We start from the raw sequence: 20,368 nt of genomic DNA on the forward strand, positions 1-20,368 counted from the left end.
TCTACAGTGCTTACGCTCACCCCTGAACAAATTCTGCTCAAGGACATGGTCGGCGACTATGTGCGCGCGCGCCATGGGGAGGCCGGCGCGACGTGGACCGCGACCGGCTGGCGCAGCTTGGCGCAGGACCTCGGCATTGTCGGCGCGGCGTTCCCGGAGGCGCTGGGCGGCGCCGGCGGAACGCTGCTGGATGCCATGGTCGTCATGGAAGCATTTGGCGAACATCGCCTTGTCCAGCCCTATGCCGAAGTCCTGATGGCGGGCCGCCTGCTTGCCCTGTCGACCCATCCTACGCACCACGCGCTGATTGCTGAACTGGCCGCAGGCGAGCGGGTCATCGTTCCCGCTGTGCAGGAACGCAGGGCAACCGATCGCCTTGCCGCTATCCAGACGATCGCCCACGCCGACGAAGAAGGCAGCTACCAGCTTTCGGGCGCGAAGATCATGGTCGGGGGCGCGCCCTGGGCCAGCCATCTGCTGATCCCGGCGCTGACCGGTCCGGAAAGCCTTTCCCTGTTTCTGGTGGAAAGCGACCGGGCAGGCATCGCCTTAAAGCCTTGCCGCACCGTCGACGGTTACGACGCCGCCGACATCATCCTGAACGAGGTCCGGGTCAGCATCGAGGATAGGGTCGGCCCGGCGGGCGAAGCGCTGGCCCTCATCCAACGGGCGCGGGACGAGGGCGCGGCGGCCTTCTGCGCCGAGGCGGTCGGGCTGATGCGCGGCATGATCGATCAGACGACAGCCTATCTGCGCGAGCGACATCAGTTCGGCAAACCGCTCGCCTCCTTCCAGGTACTTCAGCACCGGCTCGTCACCATGCAATTGCTGATGGAGCATTCCGCGTCACTGACCTTCGGCGCGACGCTGGCGCTTGAGCAGGGGGATAGGGCAGCGGCTCAGATCGTCTCAGCCGCCAAAGCCTATGTCGGCGACGCGCTGCGAGATGTCGGCACGGACGCGATCCAGATGCATGGTGCGATCGGCCTGATGGCCGAAACCCCGATCTCCAGCTTTTTCTGCCGATCGCTGGCCCTGCAGGAACGTTGCGGATCGACCGAGCATCATCTGCGGCGCTTTGCCGAAACGCTGGGGGAAACTCTGCACAATCATGCCGTCGACATCGTCGCGAGGATCGTCGGCGAGGCTCAGGAGGACAGACGATTTCGGGAGGAGGTTCGCGCCTTCCTGAACGAGGCGCTGACCCCCGATCTGCGCGCCAAAGCCCAGGGCGAAGTGGGCGCCTTCGCCACCCCGCGCGCCAGCACCGAGTGGCAGCGCAAGCTTCATGCAAAAGGCTGGGTAGCGCCATCATGGCCGCTCGCTTTTGGCGGTACCGGCTGGACGCCCCGGCAAAGGCAGATTTTTGAGGCCGAATGCGCGCTGGCGGGCGCACCCCGATTGCCCGCCATGGGATTGCAGATGTGCGGCCCCGTATTGATGCGCTTCGGCACGGCGGAGCAGCAAAGCCACTTTCTGCCGCGCATCCTGTCCTGCGAAGATTATTGGTGCCAGGGCTATTCGGAAACGACCTCCGGCTCGGACCTCGCATCATTGCAATTGCGCGCGGTGCGGGATGGTGACGACTATATATTGAACGGCTCCAAGATCTGGACGACCTTCGCCCAGTTCGCCAACTGGATATTCCTGCTTGTCCGCACGTCCACGGAAGGAAAACCGCAGGCGGGCATCACCTTCCTGCTCGCGCCGATGGACAGTCCCGGCATCACGGTTCGCCCCCTGATATCGATGTCGGGCGAACATGAAGTCAATCAGGTCTTCTTCGACGACGTGCGCATACCCGTGGCCCATCGGGTGGGCGATGAGAATGAAGGCTGGCGCATCGCCAAATATTTGCTCGAATTCGAGCGGGGCGTAGGCCATCAGGTTCCTGCGCTGTCGGTGGAACTCAGCCGGCTGCGGGAGATTGCCCTGGCGGAAATGTCCGAAAGCGGAGCGCCGCTCTGGGAAGACCCGATCTTCCGTAGGACATTCGCGAAGCTGGAAATTGCCACGCTCGCCGCACGCCTGACCGAGGAACGGTTGATCTATTCGCGCGCCGAGGGTGATTCAGCCGGTGACGGCAACGCCGCCCTGATGAAACTGACCTGGAGCGAGTTGGCGCAGGCGATCGAACAATGCTCGGTCGAAGCCATTGGCCCCTATGCGGCTATCGATCAGGAGGCTTTTTTCCGCAGCTTTGACGATGATCGGATTATCGGACCGGTGCATGGAGCAACAGTCACCAGGCGATATCTGAATGACCGGGTAATGACGATCGCGGGCGGATCGAACGAGGTCCTGCGCAATATTTTGGCGCGCGTGACAATCGGCGCATAGGAGAGGAAGCATGGCGGTTGATCGGATGAAGGCACTGCCGGAGGATATCCAGAAGCATCTGGCCGCGCATGTCGAATTGTACCAGCGCGATCCGGAGCGCGCGCATATATGGGATTCGTCGGTCATCGGCGTACCGGGGCCGGTGAAGACGCTATTGCTGCGAACCAAAGGCCGAAAGTCAGGCGATGACCGCTATGTCACGCTGCAATATTTCCGTCCTGAGAACCTCTATGTGATTGTGGGCTCCAAGGGCGGGGTGGCGGACCATCCCGCATGGTTCCTCAACCTGCTGGACGAGCCCCGATGCCATATGCAGGTCGGCGCTTTTTCCTCCGACGCTGTGGCGCGGGTGGCGAAAGGCGACGAGCGCGACCGGCTATGGGCGATGGTCAGCGAGGAGCAACCACAATATCGACGCTATCAGGCGCGGACGAGCCGCGAAATCCCGATAATCGTCCTGAACCCGACCGCTTCGAAGACGGCGTCCTGAACATGGTCACGACACAGGATTACAGCATTGGCGCAGACGGGCTAGTCCATGGCCTGCACCCGCGCCCCATTCCCCAGGGGCCAGCGACCGTCGCGCGGATATTGGAGGGGTGCAATCCCGATCACGTCGCCCTGATCGATGCGACTGGCGAACTGACCTATGGCGAACTGGACCGGTACGTCCGGGCAGCGGCGTCCGGGTTGGCCGCGATGGGATTGCAACAGGGCGACCCGATCGCCGCCTGCTGCGTCAATCACAGCGCCATGATCGTCGCTTTTCTGGCGTCGCAGCGGTTGGGCCTGGTCTGGAACGGCGTCAACCGCGTGTTGGCGGATGCGGAAAAATGCGCACAACTGCTCGATGCCGAAGCGAGACTGCTGCTGGCCGATCCGACCGTGGCCGAGGCTCTGGCCGCCCGCAAGGCGGATCTGCCCAAGCTGGATCGCATCCTGACAACAGGTACTGACGCAACGCTGGAATGGCCAACGCTGATCGCAGGAAATCTGGGAAAGGATGCCGCCGCCGCGGAGATCGATCCGTTCGCGCCCGCCGCGCTCAGCTACACCAGCGGCACCACCGGCCTGCCCAAGGGCGCGGTCCATACGCAACACAGCATCATGGCCTTCATCAACGGCGCCATCGCGTCCAACCGGGGCGGCATCTGGCAGGCGGGCATCCGACGGAGCGTGACGATCGCGCTCACGATCCTCAACGGCATGACCTATGGGCCTCTGGCCGCGCTGGCCAGCGGAGGATCGTTCGTATCGATGGACCGGGTCGATTCCATCGGCGTTGCCGAATGGATCGCCCGCACCCGTATCCAGGCGCTGTGCTGCACCCCGCCAACCATCCATGATTTTCTGTTCAAGGACAGCCTGCAGGCCATGGATCTCAGCAGCCTGGCCTACGCCATGGCGGGAGGTGCAGCGGGATCGGCCGAGCTTTACGAACCGTTCCGCGCGCGCTTCGGGTCGGAACTGATCAACGAATATGGCATGACCGAAGCGCCCTCGGGCGTCGCCGGCAGCCGTTGCGACCAGTTGCCGCCCGACAAATGCGTGGGCAAACCCTATAGCCATCTGGAAATTGCCGCGCTGGACGACAATGCCGTTCCCCTGCCGCAGGGCGAGACCGGCGAGATCGGGATCAGGGCCATCCAGACCGGCCCATGGGCTGGCGTATTCACCGGCATGCGCGGCTATTGGCGCCAGCCGGAGGAAACAGCGGCGACGTTCCGCAACGGCTGGATGTGCACGGGGGACCTGGGCTTCCTTGATCTGGAGGGCAATCTGGCGATCGTCGGACGCAAGAAGGAAATGATCATCCGGGGCGGCGCCAATGTCTATCCGGCGGAAATCGAACGGGTGCTACGCCTGCGACCGGAAATTCAGGACGCGGTGGTGTTGGGCATAGCGGATCAGCGGCTGGGCGAAATTGTCGGCGCCTGGCTGCTGCTCAATGATGGCGTCGATGAAAGCCCGGAACTGATCAAACAACTGACCGATGCCTGCGCCGGGCAGCTGGCACGCTACAAGGTGCCGGCCCGCTGGCTGATCGTGGATAATATTCCGCGCAATGCCATGAACAAGCCGGATCGCAAACTGCTGCGGACCGTTCCCGCACGCGAACTCGTGCAGGCATAGTGACTGGATTTTGTTTGGCGTGATTTTGGCGGCAGAGGTGATGACACTCGCTTAGAAATCACTCTAGTTAATTGTCATAGTATTATTTTTGCAGAAAATCGGTTCCCATTTTCCTGCATGATGCTCTGGAGGAGCCTGAACCATGAATGTCGTACGCAAGGACATCAAGCGGGGCCACGGATCGGAAACCCGGCAACTTGCCGGCGAGCTGTGGGCTCTCGACACCTATCCCGACCATCCGGCCGGCAAGGAAACGGGCAATTACGACCCGACCTATGACCGGATCGAATATTCGCGCTATTATGATGTCGAATTCGCGCGCAAGGAACATGAAAAGATCTGGATGAAATCCTGGCTGATGGCCTGCCGTGACGAGGATATCCCCAATGTCGGCGACCGGATACCGTTCAATGTCGGACGCGTCTCCTTCATCATCGTCCGCGTCGCCGAAGACAGCTTCAAAGCCTTTTACAACAGCTGCCTCCACCGTGGCACGCAGCTATGCACCAAGCCGGAATCCGGCACGCACTTCCGCTGCCCTTATCATGCCTGGGAATGGAAGATCGACGGATCGCTGAGCTATATTCCCAGTCATTGGGACTTCAAGATGGTGACGCCCAAAAATGGCGCACTTCGTGAGGTCAAGATCGGACGCTGGGGCGGTTTCATCTACATCAATGCCGATCCCGATGCCGCACCGTTCGAGGACTCGCTGGGCGTCGTGCCCCGGCATTTCGAGCCGTTCGACATCGCCAACCGTCATACGGCCGCGCATTTCCGGCGCCTCGTGCGCGCCAACTGGAAACTGAACCAGGAAGCCTTCATGGAATCCTACCATGTGGTGGGCACCCATCCGAACGCCATTCCATTCAGCGGCGACACCCAGTCGCAATATGATATCTATGATGACGGCATCGCGCATATCGGGCGGCAGCTGACGCCCGGCGGCCATCCGAGCATGCACGCCGATGACGCCGTGACGACCGCCGAGGCCATCATGGGTGCCGTGGCCTTCGTGCGCGACATGCATCATCCCGATGCCGAATTGCCGCAGATCGATCCGGACCAGCCCGTCAGGCCGCAGGTCGCTGATTGGTATCGCAAGCTGGAGACGCAGCGGCTGGGCCGTCCCTGCACCCTGCCCGACGGCATCCTGATCGACTCGCCGCTCTATTTCGTCTTCCCGCACACGACCTTCTGGCTGTCGGAAGCGCTACCCTTCTTCTACCGGTTCATGCCGCATGAATCCGATCCGGAAATGAGCTATCTGGAGGTCCGGATGCTCAAGCATCACGCGGCAGGCACCGAGCGGCCCAAGCCGTCGCCCTGCATCGAAATCGGTCCCGATGAATGGATCAAGGACAAGGCCCCGGCCTTCGGATTCCTGGCGGCGGTTTTCGATCAGGACTTTGAAAACCTGCCGAACGTTCAGAATGGCGTCCGCTCGGCGGACCCGCAACGCCACTATGCCCAGCTTGGCGATTATCAGGAGTTCGTCATCAAGCGTTGGCACGAAGTCATCGACGAGATGATCGCGGAATGACGGCAGAAGTGCCAGGTTCGCGTCCGGCACCCTTGGGAAAGACCGGAAGAGGATGAGCCGATGAACTATAACAAGATATTCATTGAAGGTAGTGCGTTCATCTGCGTGTTCACGATCGACCCCGCCAAGAGGGACCAATTTGTTGAACTGTTCGATGATCTCTGGACCCGGTTCATCCCCACTATGGAGCGCGACACAAATTTCGTCTTCTATGGCTGGGGACGCGATCCGAACCAATTTTATTGTGTCGAGTCCTGGCAATCGGAAGAAGCCACCAATGCCGTGCGCGCCGAACCCTTCTTCCAGCAGCGCGTCGGGGAACTGATCGACTGCTGTGCCGCCCCGATGCAGCTGACGATCCTGTCGGGCATGCGATCCGATCGGTCGGTCTTTGACCTTTATCCGGTCGGCCAATCGGAACTGCATCCCAATACGGAAAGCAACACCAGCGTCTTCGTCTGATCACCGACGCTGCAACCTTATAGACGGAGTATCACATGGTCGACCTAGGCAGCTTCAGCGATACGGAAGTGCAGCGCTGCCCGTTTCCGTTCATTCACAGCCTGCATGAACAGGCGCCGATCTATCCCGATCCGCGCACCGGCTTCCATGTAGTGACCCGTTACAAGGACATCGCCTATATCAGTATGAATCCACAGCTTTTCTCGAACCAGACGGCTATCGTCATCAACGAAAAAAACCCGTCGGAGGATGGCAAGCGCGTCGCCGCCCTGTACGAGGAAACCGGTTATAACCGCATACATACGATGGTCACCAACGACCCGCCGAGCCACACCGCCTATCGCGGCTTAGTCGATAAGGTTTTCACCGCGTCCTTCGTCAAGAGCCTGGAACCTTATATCGCCGATCTCGCCGACGAGCTGATCGACAGTTTCTGCGAAACCGGGAAGGTCGACCTGATGCGGGATTTCTGCATCCGCCTGCCGATGTACGTCATCGTCGATCAGCTCGGCCTGTCGCGCGAAGAATGGGAAAAATTCAAGATGTGGTCGGACTCGACCATGGCGCTCATCGATCCGGCCTTGCCGATCGATGAGCGGCTGCATCTTTCGACCTTCCATATCGAAATGCAGCAATATCTGGTGTCCAAGGGCGAGGAATATCGCAAGGCGCCGGTCGACAAGATGCTCAGCAACCTTGCCAATGCGCAGCTCGATGGCCGCTATCTGACCCCGACCGAATTCGTGTCGATCGCCGAACAGCTGTTCGTCGCGGGCAATGAGACGACGACCAGCGCGATCGGCCATGCGGTGCGCCTGCTGATCCGCAACCCCGACGTCTATGCCCGGCTGCGCGAAAATCCGGCAAAGGTCGGCGCCTTTACCGAGGAAGTGCTGCGCCTCCACGCGCCAAGCCCGCATCTCTATCGCGAGGTGAAGGAAGACACCAAAATTGACGGCTATGCGCTGCCCAAGGGCAACATCGTGATGTTGAGCTACCTCGCGGGCAATTACGACCCGTCTTTCTACGAATGCCCGGAAAAGATTGACCTCGACCGCAAGGGCATCCGCAACCACCTCGCCTTCGGTCGCGGCATCCACTATTGCCTCGGCAACCTGCTGGCACGCGCCGAACTGAAGCTGGGCATGGACAAGCTGGTCCAGCGCCTGCCCAACATGCGGTTCGACCCGGACTATCCGGAACCTTCCTTTGCGCCGATCTTCCATGTGCACACGCTCGACAGCATGCACATCCTGTTCGACCCGACCTCGCGCCAAGCCTAATCCTGCAGATGGGCTGATCCCGATGGGGATCAGCCCAGGCCCCTGTTTTGCTGTGATTTCCAGGCCGTGAACTGTGCCAGTTCACTCGAAATCACTCAAGGCTGGCGGCAACCCGGCGTCCCTCGGCTATGGCCGCCAGCATGTCGCGCGGGCTGGCCGCATCGCCGATCACATGCAAGGCTGGGAGTTCGCCGCGCAATTCATCGAACAGATCCCTGCGGGACCGGTTGTACGTCACCAGCACTACAACGTCCGCCGGGACATACTGCTCCGCTCCACCATCCAGCGGTCGAACGACGCAATCCACCTGCCCTATTTCGGCGAGCAAGGCCCGCGTGATCAGACGGAACTCCTGTTTGCCGAACCGTTCCAGCGCCGGCGTCGTCCGCAGCGTGCTCTGAACATAAGGCGTCATCATCGGGTGGCGCGTGACCAGCGTCACCGCCATGCCCCGCGCCATGAGCGTATCGACGGCCGCGATCGCCTCCACATGGCCCACATCATCGAGGACCAGCGCATGCCGGCCTTGTGCGGCAGGGGCGGCCGTCAGGAGATCGATCGTACTGAGGACATGGGGCTGATGCACGCCGACGAGCGACGCCCACGGCGCGGAAGCTTGCATCCCGTCCATGCGGGGTTCCGAGCCAGTGGCGATGATCACGACATCCGCACCTTCCCCGCGGATATCGTCCGCGGAGAAATAGCTGTTGAGCCGCACATCCACCCCCAGCCGGTAAACCTCCTGTTCAAGCCAAGTGAGGATGTCGCCAACCATATGCAGATAGGGCGCCTTGCGCGCCACGGCGGCCGCGCCGCCCAGGCCCGGCATCGCTTCGGCCAATATCACCGCATGCCCAGCCAGAGCCGCGACGCGGGCGGCCTCCATCCCTGCGGGGCCGCCGCCGACGACCAGCACCTTGCGTTTCACGACCGGCGTGGCGGCAATGACATTGTCGTCCAGCTGCCGTTCAAAACCCACCGCCGGATTGACCAGGCACCCCATGCGCCCACCGCGATTGAGTTGGCCGATGCAGCCCTGATTGCAGGCGATGCAGGGGCGGACCTGTTCGGGATGCCCCTCCTTCGTCTTGCGTACCAGATCGGGATCGGCAATCTGCGCCCGCACCATTGATATGAGGTCCGCCGTGCCTTCGCGCAGCACCTGTTCGGCCTCCTCCAGCGTGCGGAACCGCCCTGCCACGATACGCGGCAGAGTGGAGGTCGCGGCGATCGGGCCTGCGCTCGGCAATTCGTAGCCGGTCGGCGTTTCCATCGTCGCGTTCATGGATAGCGGCCGATAATAATCGCCCAGCGAGACATTCACATAGTCGATCAGCCCTTCAGCCTCCAGCGCGTGGATCAGGGCTACATTATCTTGTGCCTTGACCCCTTCGGGCGCTTCGGTCGCGCTGAGGCGCACGCCCACCACGAAATCCTGCCCAACCCTTTTGCGTACTGCCCGCGCCGTATCCATCAACAGCCGCATGCGGTTTTCGAGCGAGCCGCCATAGGCATCGGTCCGCCGGTTCAGAACGGGCGAGAGGAACTGATGGAAGATATAGCCATGCGCACCGTGAATCTCAACGCCCTCCAGTCCACCCTCACGGCAGCGAAGCGCGGCGGCGGCAAAGGCTTCGATCAAGGTGTCGATATCTTCCTGTCGCATCGGGCGCGGCACGAAACCGAGCGGACTGGGAATATCCGAAGCCGACCAGCCAAGCCCGTCCAGACCCGGAAAATGCGCGCCGCCATGATGGAGTTGCTGGAAAATCTTCATGCCATGGGGTCGAATGGCCTCCATCAACCTGCGATAATGGGGAATGATCGCGTCATCGAAATTGCGCACCGTTCCCACGCTCGACGGATGGACGCTGGCAATCTCTAGGATCGACAATCCGCAACCACCCCGCGCCCGCGCTTCATGATAAGCGATGAACTCGTCGGTCAGGCTGTCCTGCGAAAAATGCGTGCCGTGCGCTGTCCGCACGATGCGATTGGGGATCTCCACCGACCCGATGCGGATCGGCTCGAAGACATGACAAAGACTCATCACCCCTCGCCTCCTTTCCTTTTGTCTGGTTTCCCCGTGTCACTCACCGATGGAGGCATAGGCCTGCGGCGGATATTCGTCGGGGAAGGTGCAACGCCGCAGATGATTTCCGCCATCGACCGGCATCCAGGTGCCCGTCGCGAAACATTCGTCCGACGCCAGCCACAGACAGGCCGCGGCCATGTCGGCGGGCGTGGCCCCGCGTCCCAGCGGCGCTTCCTTGACCGCAGCCTCCCGGACGCCCGGAATGGCCACGAAGGGCGCCGCCATCGCGGATTCGATCAGCGAGGGAAGGACCGCATTGACGCGAATTTGCCGGGGTCCGAATTCGATCGCAGCATATTTGATCATCATGTTGGTCGCGGCTTTGGCGCAGGCATAGGCCATCTGGCCCGGCGCGGCATGGGTCGAGGAAATGGAAGAAATGACCACCACCGCTCCGCCATCGCGCATGACGCGCGTGCAGTTCTGGACGAAGAAGAGCGGTCCCATGAAGTTGACGGCCATCGCCCTTTCCACCTTTTCCGGCGTGATATCGGCGATCATGCCCGGCATCGGCCAGCCCGCGGCGTCGATCGCGATGTCGATCGGGCCTAGCGCGTCGCGCGCCTGATCTGCCAGGCGCACAAGATCCTGCGGCTTGCCCGCGTCGCAGGCGACGGCCAGGCCACCGATCTTCGCGGCCAGACGTTCCAGATTCTCCAGATTCCGCGATGCGACCGCGACCCGTGCGCCCTCGGCAGCCAGCCGTTCCGCTATCGCCCACCCCGAACCGCCCTCCGCCGACGCGCCCAGCACGATCGCCGACTTGCCGGAAAACCGTTGTTCCGCCATCATCCTCTCCATAAGAATCGCATACGATCTTGCTGCAGCTTGAGGTTATTGGCAAGGCTATGGATCAATTATTCCCAAGCTGAATCTGTAAGAAATTTTTAGCTTTCCGACTTAATTTTCTGGAAAAGGCTGCACCGGATATTGCATAAAATACACATATCTCGTATACGACTATTCACAAAAGAAGAACGATCGGCCGGTCAACCCGATGGACAAGGTTCTGCGGCCACCGCGCACGAGAGCAATTGCGGAGGATGCATTGAAGGAATTTGAAGGCAAGGTGGCGCTGATCACCGGCGGCGGAAACGGGATTGGCCTTGCCACTGCCCGTCTCTTTGCCGAGCGCGGAGCGCGGGTCGCCATCGCGGATGTGAACCGCGAGGCCGGCGAGCAGGCGGCGGAGCTGCTGCGGCAATCCGGCGCAGAGGTGATGTTCGTCTATGGCGACGTGTCCGACAAGGCGGTTGTCGAGCAGATGGTCGCGGAAACCGTGGCCAAGCTGGGCGGGCTGGATTATGCCGCCAACAATGCCGGCATCACCCATCCCAAGGATGCGGAATGGGATGACGATGCCTTTCAGCGCACCCTGGACATCAATCTTTCGGGCGTCATGCACTGCCTGAAAGCCGAACTGCGTCACATGCTGGCGGCGGGCAAGGGTTCCATCGTCAATACCGCCTCGATCGGCGGGCTTATCGCCTCGGTGGTCCCTTCCCTGCCGGCCTATACCGCCAGCAAGCATGGGGTCATCGGCCTGACCAAGGTCGCCGCGCTGAGACATGCCAGGGACGGCATTCGCGTGAACGCCGTGCTGCCGGGCGTCACCTTCACCAACATGGTCAAGGACGTGATGGAACTGGGCGAGGAAGAACGCAAGGTTCTGGAAAATATGGCGCCGATGGGCCGGGTCGCCCGTCCCGAGGAGATTGCGGAAGCCATCATCTGGCTCTGTTCCGACAAGGCGAGCTTCGTCACAGGCCATTCGCTTGTCGTCGATGGCGGCGCTATCGCGCAATGAAGCGCAGCATCGGCGAAAGACCTAGCTAGCATGGACAAGAATTTCACCCGACCGCGCGGGGATGGCTTGCCGTCCACATCGCATATATTGAACGCCATCCGTAGCGATCTGGCCCGGGTCATCCTGCCCGACGTACAAAGCGAACGCAGCCGCGTGCTGTTGCAGATGACCGATCTCATGCTGCGGCACCTCATCACGCGGGAGGAATTTGGCGGCGGCGAAGTGGCGCGGGCCGTCCCGGCCAGGGTGGCCGAGAACCTTCGGGCGCAGATCGAACGGGAATATGAGGCGCTGGGCGCGATCACGAGCGCGGAAGAAAAGATCGAACTGCTGGAGCTGGCTCCGGACATCAGTGCACTGTTCGTCGTTTCTCCTGATCGGCTGACCGACTATCTGCGCAGTCAGGTGCCCGGCATGACGGAAGCGGTCGTGACGAACGTCGCGCAAGTCGTGGGCGGCTTGTCCAAGGAAACCTTCCTGTTCGATGTCCAACTGCCCGACGGTCCCGCTGGATTTGTCATGCGGCGGGACATTCCCAACCCGCCGATCCAGTCTTCCGCGCCCGACGAAGCGAAGGTGCTGCACCCGCTTTTCAAGCTCGGCCTGCCTGTGCCTGAACCTGTCCATTCGGAATATGATCCGGCATTTTTCGGCATGCCCTTCCAGATCAGCCGCAAGGTCGGCGGCCGGGCCATTTCCGGCGCGGTCGAGATCAACAATCTAGGCGCCGAAGCAAAAGGCAATTGCGAACTTCTTGCCCGGTTTCTCGGCCAATTGCACAGCGTCAACATTAGTCTGCTACCAGAGATGAGCCACGCCGGCTGGTCGACGACGGATTATGTGCGGGAGCATGTCAGCCAATGGCAGGCATGGTGGAGGTCCAACCAGATGGAACCCTCCGTCATTGTGGACACCGCCTATGAATGGTTGTTGGCGAATGTCCCGCAATCGCCGCGTCCCGTTCTGGTCCATGGCGATGCCGGACTGCATAATATCATGGTTGAGGGCGGCCGAACGACGGCCATGATCGATTGGGAACTGGTGCATGTCGGCGATCCGTCCGAAGACCTGCTCTACTGCCGCAACTGGGTCGATCAGGTGATGAACTTCGATGCCTTCCTGAGAATCTATCGCGACCATGGTGGAGCGGAGATCAATGCGGATAATTCGCACTATTACAGCCTGCTCAACTGCGTCCGCAACGTGACCTGCTCGATTGCCCAATATCGTGGCTATCGCGATGCGGTACTCCCTCTGCTGCCGTCGGCCTATTCCGGGATAAAATGGCAGAAGGTCTTTCTTCGCAAAGCCGCCGAAGAATTGAAGACCCTTTTGCCGAACTGATTTCGTCTTTGGGAGATTTTACGATGAAGGTAGGCATTGTCGGCGTAACGCCGGGGCGCAGTTGGGCGACCATCTCGCACATTCCCGCGCTTCAGGGATTGCCGGGCTATGACATAGCGGGACTCGCCAACAGTTCCGAAGCCTCCTCGCGTGCGGCGGGAGAAGCCTGCGGTCTCAAAGCCTATCCGGACGTGCAGGCATTGTTGCAGGACGAGGCGGTCGATCTGGTTGCGGTGACGGTCAAGGTGCCCAACCACCGCGCTCTGGTCGATGCGGCGCTCGACGCCGGCAAGATGGTCTATTGCGAATGGCCGCTGGGCAATGGCCTGGCCGATGCGGAGGCAATGGCCGCCCATGCCGCCGAGCGCGACCTCCGCACCGTCATCGGCCTTCAGGCGCGCTTTTCCCCCGTCATCCGCTATGTCCGCGATCTGGTTCGTGACGGCTATGTCGGCGAAGTCCTGTCCACGACGCTGGTGGGTTCCGGCATGAGTTGGGGCGCGCAGGTCAATGCGCCGCATGCCTATACGCATGACCGGAAGAACGGCGCGACTTTGCTCACCATTCCGCTCGGCCACACGATCGACGCGGTCTGTTTCTGCCTGGGCGAATTTCGCGAGGTGAGCGCCACCATGGCGACGCGGCGCGAAAGCTACGAAATCGTGGAAACCGGCGCTACCGAACCGATGCTGGCCGAAGACCAGGTCGCCTTCAACGGCCTATTGGAAAATGGCGCCGTCGCTTCGGTCCATTATCGCGGCGGCGTTTCGCGGGGCACGAACCTGCTGTGGGAGATTAACGGCACGAAGGGCGACCTGCAAATCACCTCCTATGCCGGCCATGCGCAGATGTTCGAGCTGACGCTTCGTGGCGGGCAAGGCGACAGCGCAACCCTGGAAGAGATGGTCGTGCCGGAAAGCTATCGGACCATTCCGCCCGGCATCGAAGGCTTCGCCGTCAATGTCGGCGAACTCTATGCGCGCTTTGAAAAGGGCGACGACGGCGCTGATCCGGCCCCCGATTTCGCGGCGGCAGTAAAGCGCCATGGCCTGCTGGATGCGATCGAGCGGTCCGCGCAGAACGGCCAGCGCATTTCGCTCTGAGCCGAAGCTCGATCCTGAAGAAAGACCCAGATGAAAATTGCGCAGATAGAACAGCTGGCGCTCGATCCTGTCAAACAATCCTATGATCATCGGGATGTGATCCTTTACGCCCTCGGGATCGGCTATGGCGCGGATCCCCTGGCCGAAGAAGACCTGCCCTTTGTCTATGAACGGGACCTCCACTGCGTCCCGGCCTTTGCCAACCTGCTGTGCGAAACCCCGCTCTGGCAGAAGGATCCCGCGTTCGGCATCGATTGGCAGGGCATCCTGCATGCCGAACAATATTTCGAACTGCACCGGCCTCTACCGCCGCGCGGCGACGTATGGGGTTTCAGCAGCATTATCGGCATCGAAGACAAGGGGGCGGGGCGCGGCGCCCTGTTGCACCAGCGGCGCAATCTGGTGGATGCGTCATCGGGTGACGTTCTGGCGACGATCCGCGCGACGATGTTCCTGCGCAATAATGGCGGCCAAGGCGGTTTCGGCCAATCCATAGCGCCGCCCGCGCCGATCGAGGGGCCCGCGAACGATCGAATCCTCGAATATGCCACGCTGCCTGGACAGGCGCTGCTGTACCGGCTGAACGGAGACTGGAACCCGCTTCACGCGGATCCGGCGATTGCCCGCCAAGCCGGCTTTGAAAGACCCATCTTGCACGGCCTGTGCACGCAGGGAATTGCCTGCCGCGCCCTATTGGACGCCTATTGTGGTGGTGATCCCACACGACTCAAATCGATGTTCGTCCGGTTCAGTCGTCCCGTCATGCCGGGCGAGACGATCCGGATCGAATTTCAGAAGCAAAGCGAGACATCGCTCCGGTTCAGGGCGATTTCCAAAGAGCGCGATCTGGTGGTGCTTGATCGCTGCTCGGCGGAACTGCACTGACCGCAGCCCCGCCGTTCACATCCCGATTTCAGTCCCGGAGCTGACGGAAACAGGTCCGCACTTCATTCACGAAAATCCGGGGCTGTTCAAAGGCGGCGAAATGTCCGCCCTTTTCCACCTTGTTCCAGTGAATGATCCGGCTAAACAGACTTTCCCCCCATTTGCGCGGCGGCGACATGATCTCGCCGGGGAATTGGGTATAGCCCAAAGGCAGGTCGATAGTCATCGGCCGGAAGGATCCCATGCTTTCCCAATAGAGCCGTGCTGACGACGCACCGCTATTGTTCAGCCAATAGAGCATGATGTTGTCGAGCATCTCGTCATAGGTGAAGATCGTTTCCGGCTCGCCATCGCAATCGCTCCAGCCGCGCAGCTTCTCATAGATCCAGGCGGCCTGCCCAACCGGCGAATCCGCCAGCGAATAGCCAATTGTCTGCGGCCGGGTGGCCTGCAACCTCGCATAGGCGGACTCGACATCGGCGAAATGGCTGAGCTGGCCGACCGCCTTTTCCTCGTCGGCATCCAGTTCCGGCTCCAGATCGTCCGGGCGGATGGAGAGCATGTTGAAATGCACGCCCGCCAGACCCAGAGGCGCCTGCACGCCCAGGGACACGGTGACGGCCGAACCCCAGTCCCCCCCCTGCGCGACATAGCGGTCATAGCTCAACCGCCGCATCAGCTCGGCCCAGGCGCGGGCGGTCCGTTCGACTCCCCAGCCCGTTTCCGCAGGCTTGCCGGAAAAGCCGTAGCCTGGCAGCGAGGGCACCACCAGATGAAAAGCATCGGCGGCATCGCCACCATGGGCCACCGGATTGGTGAGCGGTCCGATCACCTTGTGGAACTCGATCACCGATCCGGGCCAGCCATGGGTAAGCAGCATCGGGATCGCATGGGCATGTGGCGAGCGGATGTGCAGGAAATGGATGTCGAGCCCGTCGATCTGCGTCTTATACTGGCCGAAACCGTTCAGCATCGCCTCACAGCGCCGCCAATCATAATCGCTCCGCCAATAAGCAACGAGCGCGCGCAGCCGGTCCAGCGGAACGCCCTGCGTCCATCCGTCCGCCGTTTCCCGTTCGGGCCAGCGAGTCCGGTCGAGTCGATAGGTCAGGTCGTCCAGCTCGCTCTGGGGAACCGCCAGTTCGAAGGGGGTGATGACCTCGCTCATGACTGACGCGCCAGAATGGAATCGAGCACGAAGGCGATGCGGTGCATCAGGCGCTGGGTGAAGTGCGCGCCGGCGCTGGCGACGAGAATGTCGTCGCTCAGGCCGCCTTCAAAGGAATCTCGACCGCCGCCGACGACCAGGTTCATGAGGCGAAGGCCAGCGCGCAGGGCGAAGAAGTCGATCTGGCGCTGCGGAATGTCTGCACCACCCGCCGCGCGATAGGCGTCCATGAATTTCGACCAGTCGGTGACGGCGATCACGACCGGATAGCAATAGCCCAGATCCTCGCCCGGATGACCGATCGCGCACTGCTCCCAGTCGAGCACGGCGGTAATCTGATCATCCTGCGCCAGAATATTGTGGAAAACCATGTCGTTGTGGACGATCGCGCGGCGGTCGTCCATACAGTCGACATTCTCACGTAGCCAGGAAATAACCGCCGACATGGTGATGGACGGCCAGTGCGCCCGGCTGTTCCACCGTTCGGCCAGCGCTTCCAGTTCGGTACGCCAGCCTTCCACGTCATGGCGTTCGCGCGCCTGACGCAATCCGACGCCGACCGTCTCGACCGATTGGTCGTGCAACACCGCCATTTCCCGCGCGAGGCCCAGCACAACCTGTTCGCTTTCCGCGGGCAGCCAGTAATCCGGCTGCACCGGCGAACCTGCCACCTGTTCCACCAGCATGAAGGCCGCGTCGAGCCAGGAGGGGTCGTTTTCGACCAGCACCGGACGAGGCACGCGCATGCCGGCGCCGGCCAGCTTTTCCAGAAGCTGATACTGGACAGCCTCGCTCAGAAACGCATCGCCGGCCGCTTGTCCAGGAATACCCCGCTGAATGACCATATCGCGCGGAATGTCCGTGCCACCGGCAATCGAAAACAGTGCGGTCTGGCGGGAACGGCCACCCACGATCAGGCGGAAGGCGGTGATTTCCACATCCTCGCAACCCGGACGGCGGCGCAGATAGGCCTGCAATCGGATCGGATCGATTGTGCTGACATCGGCGCTCCCATGGGCCGGGGCAGCACGCTCGACCGCGTCGATCTGCGTCAGCGCCGCATCCAGCAGCGACTTTTCCCAGCGAATCGCTTCAGCCAGGGTGCTGGTGGAGGCCCCCTTCTCCAACTGCGCGGCCGCCTGCGCGATCACCGCGCCCGTGCTGCGATAGGCGGCAGCATTTTCCGGCGGGCCGCCCAGACGATCCGTGTTTGCCGACGCCTGATCGGCGGCGAGCGCAGGGGGCACGTCCGGCCCCGGTTCGAGGGCGTTAGCCAAGGTGGTCAGGATCCTGATACCATTATCCAACGCGTCGCGCGCACTGTTATTTTCGACACTGGGGCGGACCTGTGTCCGCAAGCCGCGCGCTACACTCCATAGATATTGGGCATTGGTCACGTTAGAAACCTCTCCAAAAACAGGTACTATAGCTTACTGTAAGATTGCGGATAAATTCAATGCCCCCCCCGCCATTATTGCGCGGGCGCCGTCCGCGCAGCGTTTCAGGGCGAAATTCAGGGAGTCATCGCGCAGTTGCGCCGACAGGACTTCCAGTCCGACCGGGCCGTCATATCCGGTTTGCGCCACGGCTCGTAGAAAGGCCTGCAAATCATAGGCGCCCTCGCCCGGCACCTGCCGGTGATCGACCGTGTCGGTGAACAGATCATCGGGCGTTCCCGCGGCCACATCGGAAATCTCGACCCCGGCAATGCGCGATTTGGGTAGCCCGGCGATCGGCGGGAGCGGCAGCGAGCGGCGCGCGAAATGCCAGCTGTCCAGCATCAGTCCGGCCTCCTCGCCCCGGCAATCGCCCAGAACAGCCAGAGCGGACGGAATGTCCGCGATGTTGGAAAAGGCGATGATCTCCAGCGCGAGAACGACACCGCTCCCCCGCGCGCGCTCTACGACGACGGCAAAACGATCGGCCATATGCGATGCGGATGCTGGCTCAGCGGCGAAGTCGCCCGTGGCCTTCAGGATGCGCGCGCCCAGCTGGCCCCCAAGGTCGAGCATGATATCGAGCGAGCGGCGCCAGCCATCATCGTCCCGCCACCAGCCGGTCAAGGCTTCGATTTCCAGATAGCGCATATCATGATCGGCCAGCAGCGTCCGCAACCCCACAACGCCGTGAAGACCAACGGCATCGACCAATTCCGGTTCGATCAGTCCGATCCCGGCAAAGCCCGCCTGCTGCGCTGCGCGTACGCGCTCCGTCAGGGGAATGGGACATGGCATGGGGTCCGCAGTGGGCCTCTGCCCCGCAAGCAGCCAATGGGCAGCGAGCAGATCAGGCGGCGCATGCGCCATTGGCGGCTTCTGCCCGGACACCGACTCTTCCATTCATCCTCTCATCTGCTACGGGCTTGGCAAGGCCCGGCGACCACCTTAATATGCTAACATACGGATCGCCCGCAAACCATAATCTCGGGCTGCCGATAAGCAGGAGGAGAGGTCATGGCTGACAGCTATGTAATCCAGCCCGGTGCGGCGCGTCCGCTGGCCGGAGAACGCTATACGTCCCGCGCGTTCATGGAAGCGGAATGGGACAATGTCTGGACGAAGAGCTGGCTGATCACCATCCGCGCCGACGAAATTCCTGAAGCCGGCGACTTCGTCGTGGAGGAGATCGGCCCCGAATCGATCCTGATCGTCCGTCAGGATGACGGGGCGATCAAGGCCTTCTACAATGTCTGCCAGCATCGGGGAAACAAGCTGGTAGGGGACACCGCCGGCAGCATGGCGTACTTCACATGCCCCTATCATAGCTGGCGCTTCGAACTGGATGGCCGATGCAGCTATGTCCAGGACCCGGAAGATTTTCCCGGTGGTGATCCCTGCGCTCGGGCGTCGCTTGTGGAGGTCGCCTGCAAGCAATTTTCTGGCTTCGTGTGGATCAACATGGACCCCGACTGCGCGTCCCTGCGCGATTCGCTGGGGTCGATCTGGGACGAATGGCTGGCCTATCCGCTCGAAAACATGGTGCGGGTGCAGGCTACGTCCGTGCACATGCCGTGCAACTGGAAGCTGCTCATGGACAATTTCCATGAAACCTATCATCTGCCGACCGCGCATCCGGAAGGCATCGAATATTCCGAGGACAGCTATCAGGAAACGCGGCTGGAACTGTTCGAGAATGGCCATGCGCTGGGCCAATCGAAATGCTGCCTGCCCGCGCACCGGCTGCCGGATCACAAGCCGCGCATGACGGCGCCGATCGCCGCCGACCTGCAGCGGTGGGGCCTTGATCCGGAGGATTTCTGCGGGCGCGAGCGTGACGCGCGCGAGGCGGTGCAGCAACAGAAGCGCAAGCTGGCAGGCGAGCGCGGGCTTGCCCATTATGAGATGCTGAGCGACGCACAGCTGACCGACGTGTTCCACTATACCGTCTTCCCGAATTTCGCGACCTCGCTCAATGCCGACGGGATGCTGTTCCTGCGCGCGACGCCGCACGCGACCGATCCGGAACGCTGCGTCTTCGACTGCTGGTATTACAGCTTCGGCGGAATGAGTTCGCATATCGAGCTGGTGACGCTGGAAGGAGAGTCCGACCAGCCGCATGCCGAGCGGGAATTTATCGACTATGGCGAAAAGAGCCTGGGCGTCGTGCTGGATGGCGACGCATGGGTGATGGCAGGCCAGCAGCAGGCGATGCGATCGCGCGGCTACCGCGGCGCGATCCTGGCCAATCAGGAGCGCCGTGTGGCGCAATATCACGCCATGATCGACAAATATATCGCGGGCTATCGCCCTCGCCCGTCAAACAGGAGCGCCGCATGACCGCCGTCAATCACGTTCGCAAGATCGATCATGTGAATATCCGCACGGACCAGATGGAGGAGAGCGCGGCCTTCTACCAGCGCCTGCTGGGATTGCATCGGACGGTGCCGCCCGGTCTGACGGGCATCGAGGTCGTCTGGCTGTGCGACAGCGGTGGCTTTCCCGTCATTCACCTCACCGAGCCGTTGCCCGGCGAAAAACGGTTCCCGCCCGGCGACACCGGCCGCCTCCATCATGTCGCGTTCGACTGTCACGGCCATGACGCCATCAAGCAGACGCTGGCGGACATGGGTGTGCCCTATGAGATCAACGTCGTGGCATCGATCGGGCTACGCCAGATCTTCGCCATCGATCCCAACGGCGTGCGCGTGGAGTTGAACTTCACCGGCGATTAGGGGGGAGGGTCGGCCCAGCTCTTTGGGCCGCCCC

17 protein-coding genes are annotated in these 20,368 nt (G+C 61.8%); 12 read left to right on the forward strand and 5 right to left on the reverse strand.

Annotated elements, in window-relative coordinates; translation table 11 throughout:
• Window positions 1-6 precede the first annotated feature (6 nt).
• The 6 genes from DM806_RS22270 to DM806_RS22295 all read left to right on the forward strand — a co-directional run bounded on the left by DM806_RS22270 (window position 7) and on the right by DM806_RS22295 (window position 7,761).
• Window positions 7-2,340 (forward strand): acyl-CoA dehydrogenase, encoded by a 2,334-nt coding sequence (locus tag DM806_RS22270; RefSeq protein ID WP_179045351.1) that lies wholly within the window; start codon window positions 7-9, stop codon window positions 2,338-2,340.
• Between the two features lie 10 nt (window positions 2,341-2,350).
• Window positions 2,351-2,830 carry a nitroreductase family deazaflavin-dependent oxidoreductase gene (locus DM806_RS22275; RefSeq protein WP_179045352.1) on the forward strand — a complete coding sequence of 160 codons (480 nt, stop codon included), beginning with the start codon at window positions 2,351-2,353 and terminating at the stop codon, window positions 2,828-2,830.
• 2 nt (window positions 2,831-2,832) lie between these two features.
• The gene (locus tag DM806_RS22280; RefSeq protein ID WP_179045353.1) at window positions 2,833-4,473 is read left to right on the forward strand and encodes a class I adenylate-forming enzyme family protein; all 1,641 of its coding nucleotides are present in this window, start codon (window positions 2,833-2,835) and stop codon (window positions 4,471-4,473) included.
• A gap of 142 nt (window positions 4,474-4,615) precedes the next feature.
• Entirely contained in the window at window positions 4,616-6,016 is a 1,401-nt protein-coding gene (locus tag DM806_RS22285; protein ID WP_179045354.1) for an aromatic ring-hydroxylating oxygenase subunit alpha, read from the forward strand.
• 60 nt (window positions 6,017-6,076) lie between these two features.
• A complete protein-coding gene (locus DM806_RS22290; RefSeq protein WP_179045355.1) occupies window positions 6,077-6,478 on the forward strand; it encodes a putative quinol monooxygenase in 402 nt (133 codons plus the stop codon).
• A gap of 35 nt (window positions 6,479-6,513) precedes the next feature.
• On the forward strand, window positions 6,514-7,761 hold the full coding sequence (locus tag DM806_RS22295; protein WP_179045356.1) for a cytochrome P450: 1,248 nt from the start codon (window positions 6,514-6,516) through the stop codon (window positions 7,759-7,761).
• Window positions 7,762-7,852: 91 nt separating this feature from the next.
• On the opposite strand, the gene DM806_RS22300 is transcribed toward DM806_RS22295, so the two are convergent.
• Entirely contained in the window at window positions 7,853-9,811 is a 1,959-nt protein-coding gene (locus DM806_RS22300; RefSeq protein ID WP_179045399.1) for an oxidoreductase, read from the reverse strand.
• A gap of 39 nt (window positions 9,812-9,850) precedes the next feature.
• Window positions 9,851-10,645 (reverse strand): SDR family NAD(P)-dependent oxidoreductase, encoded by a 795-nt coding sequence (locus tag DM806_RS22305; protein WP_179045357.1) that lies wholly within the window; start codon window positions 10,643-10,645, stop codon window positions 9,851-9,853.
• 259 nt (window positions 10,646-10,904) lie between these two features.
• Between DM806_RS22305 and DM806_RS22310 the strand changes: the two genes are divergently transcribed.
• Genes DM806_RS22310 through DM806_RS22325 form a run of 4 tightly spaced genes read left to right on the forward strand, consistent with a single transcriptional unit; the run spans window position 10,905 to window position 14,995 of the window.
• Complete coding sequence (locus DM806_RS22310) at window positions 10,905-11,663, forward strand: SDR family NAD(P)-dependent oxidoreductase (RefSeq protein ID WP_256869434.1); 759 nt, start codon at window positions 10,905-10,907, stop codon at window positions 11,661-11,663.
• Between the two features lie 30 nt (window positions 11,664-11,693).
• Complete coding sequence (locus DM806_RS22315) at window positions 11,694-13,007, forward strand: phosphotransferase family protein (RefSeq protein ID WP_179045359.1); 1,314 nt, start codon at window positions 11,694-11,696, stop codon at window positions 13,005-13,007.
• 23 nt (window positions 13,008-13,030) lie between these two features.
• On the forward strand, window positions 13,031-14,110 hold the full coding sequence (locus tag DM806_RS22320; protein ID WP_179045360.1) for a Gfo/Idh/MocA family protein: 1,080 nt from the start codon (window positions 13,031-13,033) through the stop codon (window positions 14,108-14,110).
• Between the two features lie 30 nt (window positions 14,111-14,140).
• Complete coding sequence (locus DM806_RS22325) at window positions 14,141-14,995, forward strand: MaoC/PaaZ C-terminal domain-containing protein (protein ID WP_179045361.1); 855 nt, start codon at window positions 14,141-14,143, stop codon at window positions 14,993-14,995.
• A gap of 28 nt (window positions 14,996-15,023) precedes the next feature.
• On the opposite strand, the gene DM806_RS22330 is transcribed toward DM806_RS22325, so the two are convergent.
• The 3 genes from DM806_RS22330 to DM806_RS22340 form a co-directional block, all read right to left on the reverse strand.
• Window positions 15,024-16,163, reverse strand: coding sequence for an epoxide hydrolase family protein (locus tag DM806_RS22330; RefSeq protein WP_179045362.1), 1,140 nt, complete (start codon window positions 16,161-16,163; stop codon window positions 15,024-15,026).
• Window positions 16,160-17,440 carry a phosphotransferase family protein gene (locus DM806_RS22335; RefSeq protein WP_179045363.1) on the reverse strand — a complete coding sequence of 427 codons (1,281 nt, stop codon included), beginning with the start codon at window positions 17,438-17,440 and terminating at the stop codon, window positions 16,160-16,162. Before DM806_RS22335 ends, DM806_RS22330 begins: the two co-directional genes overlap by 4 nt.
• A gap of 153 nt (window positions 17,441-17,593) precedes the next feature.
• Window positions 17,594-18,502, reverse strand: a complete 909-nt coding sequence (locus tag DM806_RS22340) for a sugar phosphate isomerase/epimerase family protein (protein WP_179045364.1) — start codon at window positions 18,500-18,502, stop codon at window positions 17,594-17,596.
• Between the two features lie 114 nt (window positions 18,503-18,616).
• Between DM806_RS22340 and DM806_RS22345 the strand changes: the two genes are divergently transcribed.
• Both DM806_RS22345 and DM806_RS22350 read left to right on the forward strand, forming a co-directional pair.
• Window positions 18,617-19,939 (forward strand): aromatic ring-hydroxylating oxygenase subunit alpha, encoded by a 1,323-nt coding sequence (locus DM806_RS22345; protein WP_179045365.1) that lies wholly within the window; start codon window positions 18,617-18,619, stop codon window positions 19,937-19,939.
• Complete coding sequence (locus DM806_RS22350) at window positions 19,936-20,334, forward strand: VOC family protein (RefSeq protein ID WP_179045366.1); 399 nt, start codon at window positions 19,936-19,938, stop codon at window positions 20,332-20,334. Before DM806_RS22345 ends, DM806_RS22350 begins: the two co-directional genes overlap by 4 nt.
• Window positions 20,335-20,368: the final 34 nt, after the last annotated feature.

Origin of the sequence: Sphingobium lactosutens (assembly GCF_013393185.1) — a bacterium.
Classification (GTDB): Bacteria; Pseudomonadota; Alphaproteobacteria; order Sphingomonadales; family Sphingomonadaceae; genus Sphingobium; species Sphingobium lactosutens_A.